At 38.7% G+C, this 5,774-nt stretch carries 5 protein-coding genes; all 5 read right to left on the reverse strand.

Features of this window, described 5'->3' with window-relative positions:
* Nucleotides 1–209: 209 nt before the first annotated feature.
* The 5 genes from DNJ75_RS14080 to DNJ75_RS14100 all read right to left on the reverse strand — a co-directional run bounded on the left by DNJ75_RS14080 (nucleotide 210) and on the right by DNJ75_RS14100 (nucleotide 5,625).
* A complete protein-coding gene (locus tag DNJ75_RS14080) occupies nucleotides 210–1,007 on the reverse strand; it encodes a DDE-type integrase/transposase/recombinase (protein WP_117004077.1) in 798 nt (265 codons plus the stop codon).
* Nucleotides 1,008–1,161: 154 nt separating this feature from the next.
* Nucleotides 1,162–1,731, reverse strand: coding sequence for a helix-turn-helix domain-containing protein (locus DNJ75_RS14085; RefSeq protein ID WP_117004078.1), 570 nt, complete (start codon nucleotides 1,729–1,731; stop codon nucleotides 1,162–1,164).
* A 451-nt stretch (nucleotides 1,732–2,182) separates the two neighbouring features.
* Nucleotides 2,183–2,869 (reverse strand): hypothetical protein, encoded by a 687-nt coding sequence (locus tag DNJ75_RS14090; protein WP_117004079.1) that lies wholly within the window; start codon nucleotides 2,867–2,869, stop codon nucleotides 2,183–2,185.
* Nucleotides 2,870–2,955: 86 nt separating this feature from the next.
* Nucleotides 2,956–3,843: a hypothetical protein gene (locus DNJ75_RS14095; RefSeq protein WP_117004080.1), complete on the reverse strand. Its 888-nt coding sequence runs from the start codon at nucleotides 3,841–3,843 to the stop codon at nucleotides 2,956–2,958.
* A 30-nt stretch (nucleotides 3,844–3,873) separates the two neighbouring features.
* On the reverse strand, nucleotides 3,874–5,625 hold the full coding sequence (locus DNJ75_RS14100) for a hypothetical protein (protein ID WP_117004081.1): 1,752 nt from the start codon (nucleotides 5,623–5,625) through the stop codon (nucleotides 3,874–3,876).
* Nucleotides 5,626–5,774 lie beyond the last annotated feature (149 nt).

The following is a 5,774-nucleotide window of genomic DNA, read 5'->3' on the forward strand; positions in this document are numbered from 1 at the left end:
TAAGCCCAATCATGAGCAGTCTAAGATTTATAAAGCCTGTAATGCGCCAGCTATTCCACTAAAGCAGATCATTACAACGCTATAGCGCATCGATCACGTCTTCACAAAAAATCAAAAAATCAAAAAAAAACACAAAAAATCTGTAGTGCCTTAACTCAACTTTGTGTATGGCTCAATGCCCTATGCTGTCTACGTTTCAGAAATTTTGCTTACCAAGTTGGGTTATGCCAACGTTCAAGTTTGCCCTTGCCTTCAGGTTCATACGGACGACAATAAATCAGGCGAATATCTAAACGTGCACAGATTTGCTGTAGTGAATCACTGCGATAAGCTGAGCCATTATCGACAATCAAGCGCTTAGGCAAACCACGCCGAAGGACGGCTTCTTTCAATACACATTCCACTGAACTTGCCTGTTCATTAAAATACAATCCACTATGCGTAATCAGGCGCGAGGCATCATCCATTAAACTAATTAAATAGACCTTTCGCAGTCCTTTGGCGGTGTGAATCTTACCGGCATGCATGACATCACCATACCAGATATCATTGGCGCGTTGTGCGCTAAACTGTCTGCGTTCAATGGCAGGGGCATCTGATATCACACGTGCAGACAAGTGCTCATTACGTAGGAAGCGGTGTACGGTCGATTTAGGTAATGCTTTAAAGCCATTGTTCGCCATTAACACTAACAATGTATTGACTGAACGACGCATGTCTTCTTTTTTGAAGTGAATCAATAACCGCTTGATTTCTTCGGTTAACTTACTCTTTTGCTTATCTGAACGTGGTTTTGGTTCTAACCCCTCAATCCCTGATCGACGCCAATGATGATACCAACGTTCAATTGTTCGTGGCGATATCTGTGTTTTGCGACTATTTGGTACATTAAAATGCAATTGTGATTGTGCATTAATCAATGCTTTGATTTCACCACGTGCTAATGAAACACGCGATGTTAACGTTCCTAATACCGACAGTCGAAAGAGTGCGATGTCACTTGCCATAATATGAGCTCCTGTTTGTTCTTTGTTGCTTTTTACGTTGTTTTATCTGAAAGTTTGATCGCATTGGATCAACTATTTCGATTACAACATATTCACCGCAACAACAGGGATGACGATAGTGTGGGAATCGACCATTGAATGATTTTAGCTTGTCTTACTCATTGGCGTGCCGCCATTGATATGGGACGAGTAAATCACGTGCATGCCAGAACAATGCCAGTTGTGATAAATCGCGCCACTTCAGTAGCTTTTGATAAAATAAAATCATCTCATTATTGGTGAATCTGGCATAGTATGGATGATCAGCACACAGGCTCATGTGAAATACTTCAAATGAATGTAACAGCCACAGATACCAACGTGATGCGGTGTCTCTTGATATGGCGTATTGTTTGGCAACGGCATTGACACTGATCCCTTGTAATAGCAATAAAAGCACTTGTAATTGTAAACACCACAAATACCAGCGGTATAAGGCAATAGGAGATGGCATAATCGAATAGGTTTGCTTGCAGCGACTGCACTTAAAGCGAATGATATCTATCGGATCACGGTTACTCTTATGTTGATCGCGCCCTGAAATCTTGCGTTGATAATAACCATTTTGCCAAAAATGATGACAACCACAATTTTGGCAAGCTTGTGGCTTTAAAAGTTCTGGATTGTATCGAACATGGTAAGTATAATCTTCAAGGGATGAGTAGTCTTTGATGATTTGAGTCATTGTCAGTGAGCTCGTTGATTAAATATGAATGCATTTTAATCAATCTAATCAAGCAAAGCTACTCATCTTGCTCTAAAAACAACCTTCTTTGAAAATCTTGCGAATATCCTTAGGCATTCCGGTAAACAGTGATGAGATCATACACAGTGTTGGTTATCCCACGCTTTGTGCGTATAAGGAGCGCTGAAACTACGCAGCTAATGCGAGACAAAAATAGCAGTTAAGAGCCATATAAAGTTGGATGTAACAGGTATACTTAAAAAATATCAAATTTTCTTGCCTCGTATTATAACCATGCGAGCAATATAAAGGTATAAGTATATTTGATACTTTTTGCTTGATAACCCCTTACTTTAAAAGGATTAATATAGCACAATATCAGCTCTAAACATTGTGCATCAAAAATATGTAGTGCCCTAACTCAATTTTTTCAACCTTTCAAAACCTTATATTAAATGGCTTTTTGATAAGTCTGCTTACCAACTTGGGCATCGATCACATCTAACACCACTGACTCATTCGCATTGCTTGTGCCATCAATAAGTGCTTTTCCAAAACTATAGTAACTCATTTGATTGTTGTTATCTGATACACCAATTAATTGACCATTACCATCGTAAAAGTAGTGTTGTGTTCCACTAGGTGTTGTTAGGCTAATCCCTGTAACCAGCTCAGAAAAATACTTTCTAGACAGAGGATCACTCTTTAGCGCAATACCTGTAGAAAAGTGCTGATAGGATTTGTCTTTGGCTGTGTAATAGCGTAAGCCACTACTATAAGTGTCATCAATGATGTAGTGTGTACCATCTGGTAGATAAAGCGTTTTAACTGGATTTTGATCATTGCTTATTTCAATTGAGCTCATTGTGCTAAAGCGCCAGCCTTTAGGCAGGTGGTAACTCGCAAATCCGGCACTTAGACCTTGATAGTTTAATGACAGCATAGCGGATTGTGAAAAATCAATCATCGCACTTAGCTGACCTGTTTCAGGATTCACATTAATACCCAGAGCACTGGCGTTATTATCGGATTGAGAATTCGTAATGCCACTGGGACTGGTCGCTGTAAAAACTGGTGAGGACATGCCGTAGCTTGTCAATAATAGTGTAGTGAGTAATGATAGCTTTAACTTAGTCATTTGCGTAGTTCACCTTTTATGAGAGATTTAAAAACGAACGAAATATAGCACATAAATAAACCAATAAATTATGTTTTACATTTATTTTACATTAGTAAAAGTGGCTGCCCTTGAGCCATATTAATTGCAATACCGGCATTATTAACACTCATAATGCGCACTAGTGGGTTGACATTTTTATCCATAGCGTTATCAGTGTCATAGTTGGATACAGTTTCAAGAGGTGGGGTGCACTGATACGTAATATTGGAGCCACTGCCTGTATAGTAGCCACCTTTTTGAAGTAATGTGTCAATCGTGTTATATGTATAACCATCAGGTGCATCACTACTGACATAACCTGGCCACATAATATAGTATGAATTATTGCGCTGATAAGCACCTGTAGCGCGCGCAATCGCCATCTTATTTCCCCATGCCTGAGACCAATTACTCCATGATGAATCACTGCCAATAGAAAAAGATGCAATACCAAAATTATACCATCCATTATTAGAGCCATCATTTCTATCATATTTTTGCATCCAACTTGTCCCGCCTGTACCTGACTTATAGTCAATTTGAACATAGCTTTGACCGTAAGCTGATTCAGAGGGGCTAACATTTAACGCAGATAATGTAAAATAGTTATCATCATTGCCCTCAGTATCTTGCAAAACATAGCCGGTTGCTTTTGGTGGCAAGTTAATCAAGACATCGGTGAAGTGAATAGATGCAAAGCGGGTATCAGTAGTCCCTGTATACATTCTTACATCAGCCCATTTATCCGTGCCAATTGCCTTATGTACCCAGTATGCTAAAGGAATGCTTAATGGGTTAACATAATTCACCATAGGGTAGTTGGCCGTCATTAAATCACTACTAATTTGACATCCATAGTTTGCACTATCGCCAGAGGCTTGCGCGTTGTTTATAACGCTTAGCGCCGCAATCGAGATTAACGTTGACAATATTATTTTTTGTACTGTTTTCATAACATTTACCTATTTCTTTTAAATGAATACTTAAAGCGAAATTACATCTGGTGTTAATATGCCACCAGTGCCGCCACGCGAGAGCATTAAGCCACTGCCTTTTGCCTGATCATATGATCTATAGTTGAAATTGTAGCCAGGGAATGCATTTCTAAACATCGATACCTGTAGCGCCAAGCCAGTTTCTGCAACATATATCAGATCATTTATTCCCGCTTTTTCAGGTATTGGTAAAGAGGACGTTACATGATTTGTGTCACCGCACATATCTACCTTGTTAAGCATCTCAGGGTTAAGAAAAGCCATAAGATTACTTCCGCCATCTTTTCCATATGCACTTAATACAGGTATTTTGTCATGCATATTCATTATTCCATTAGGCATTGTGTAGCTAAAGTAGAAAGTCCCAGCGCCATAGGTGTCTGAGGTGTATTTAACAGAAGGGATGTAAGCAAGAATCCCCGCGCGATTATTGTCTAAAAATGAAACTGGTACACGGACGCTGATTGGTGCAACCGTAGTAGCAGGACCTTGAATATAAAAATTACTTACAAACCCGTTATTAGTAAAGTCTTTTGGCATCGAGTCACTGGTATTAAAATCCATGGCTATAGCACCTGATGTACTGAGTGCTTTTTTATCTAAATAGTAATCTAAACCATTAAAAGTTAATTGATCATCATTATAATTACTTAACTCGTATACTCGATTAATTGCATAATTGGTATGATCAATAGAAAATCGCTTTAAGCTTGCATCATCTTGTGATGCATTAAAATTACCATAAAAGCCATTCCCATCAAATGCAATACCATAGTAAGGCAAAACGGTATTTGGCTCACCATTATCGACTCTGTCTTGAATGCTAGCACTGTCTCTTAGCAAAATAGCTGTTGTTGATTGATAAGCTCCTGTCGCCTGTGAGAAGTAACCAATATGATTTACTTTACATCCAATTACTTTTTTATTGCTATAAATAAGGTCGTTAGCATCGCAAGCAAACAAGTCAAGCTCATAAGGCTGTGTAAAATATTCGCCTGATAAATCTGGGTTGTCCGTGTTGATAAGTGTTGGCGCTAATATTCCCCCCTCAGCATTTTTTAGTGTAAAGGGTTTATAAGTGTTTTCACCATCTTTTAAAACAATATAACGCTGTCCATAAGAGCCACTGGTATCGCCATATTTGTCTGCAATATAGTTATAATCATTTCCAGTCCCAAAATAGCTGCTCAGATCAACATTATGTGTTTGGACGTTTAAATTTTCTGCAGCAGCGTTTTGTCCTGTAGGAAGATTTGCGGTTAAAGTAATGTTGCGACCATCTGCAATTTGGGTAAAAAGGTAATAACCTTGACCTTTTTTTTGATGACTAAGCTTAGTACCAAAAGTTGGTGTGTAGTTATTTTGGATATCAGTTTCAGATACGATAGCATATGGATCATTAACATTCATCGTGCCTGAGATTTGAGTTTGATTATCGCTAAAGCTAATGGATTGATATAAAAAGCCACATTTAGAGTCATCTGGATTCAAGACAGAACCATCTTTAAGAAAGAGTTGCACATAAAAAGGCGTTGCATTAGTACCGCTGTTATAGGCGCTTTGTTGTGAGTTGTCTAAAACAACATTTATTGGACGCTCTTGATCTAAGGTGGCAATACAGTTTTGAATTTCACTTTCATTGTAATGATCGGGGCGTGCATCACTATAATGTCCAGGTATTGAGTTCGTAGAATTAAGAGCAAACTTTTCAGAGATGAAAATCGAAATACTAGGGCGCATTCGCAATTTGTGGGTATTTTAGGAAGCCATTGCTAACCCGCCTGCATAAGCCATTCTTTCAATATCTTCCCATCGCCCAGCCTTGTAAAAAGACCGTATGAATAACATATCATTAGCGCTGTCCTCTTTCCAATAAATGGAGTTACCTT

It is taken from the genome of Cysteiniphilum litorale, from assembly GCF_003428165.1.
GTDB classification, from domain to species: domain Bacteria; phylum Pseudomonadota; class Gammaproteobacteria; order Francisellales; family Francisellaceae; genus Caedibacter; species Caedibacter litoralis.

Coding starts and splice junctions, on each gene's coding strand:
- DNJ75_RS14080 (WP_117004077.1), bottom strand. CDS start 1,007: ATGGCAAGTGACATCGCACTCTTTCGACTGTCGGTATTAGGAACGTTA.
- DNJ75_RS14085 (WP_117004078.1), bottom strand. CDS start 1,731: ATGACTCAAATCATCAAAGACTACTCATCCCTTGAAGATTATACTTAC.
- DNJ75_RS14090 (WP_117004079.1), bottom strand. CDS start 2,869: ATGACTAAGTTAAAGCTATCATTACTCACTACACTATTATTGACAAGC.
- DNJ75_RS14095 (WP_117004080.1), bottom strand. CDS start 3,843: ATGAAAACAGTACAAAAAATAATATTGTCAACGTTAATCTCGATTGCG.
- DNJ75_RS14100 (WP_117004081.1), bottom strand. CDS start 5,625: ATGCGCCCTAGTATTTCGATTTTCATCTCTGAAAAGTTTGCTCTTAAT.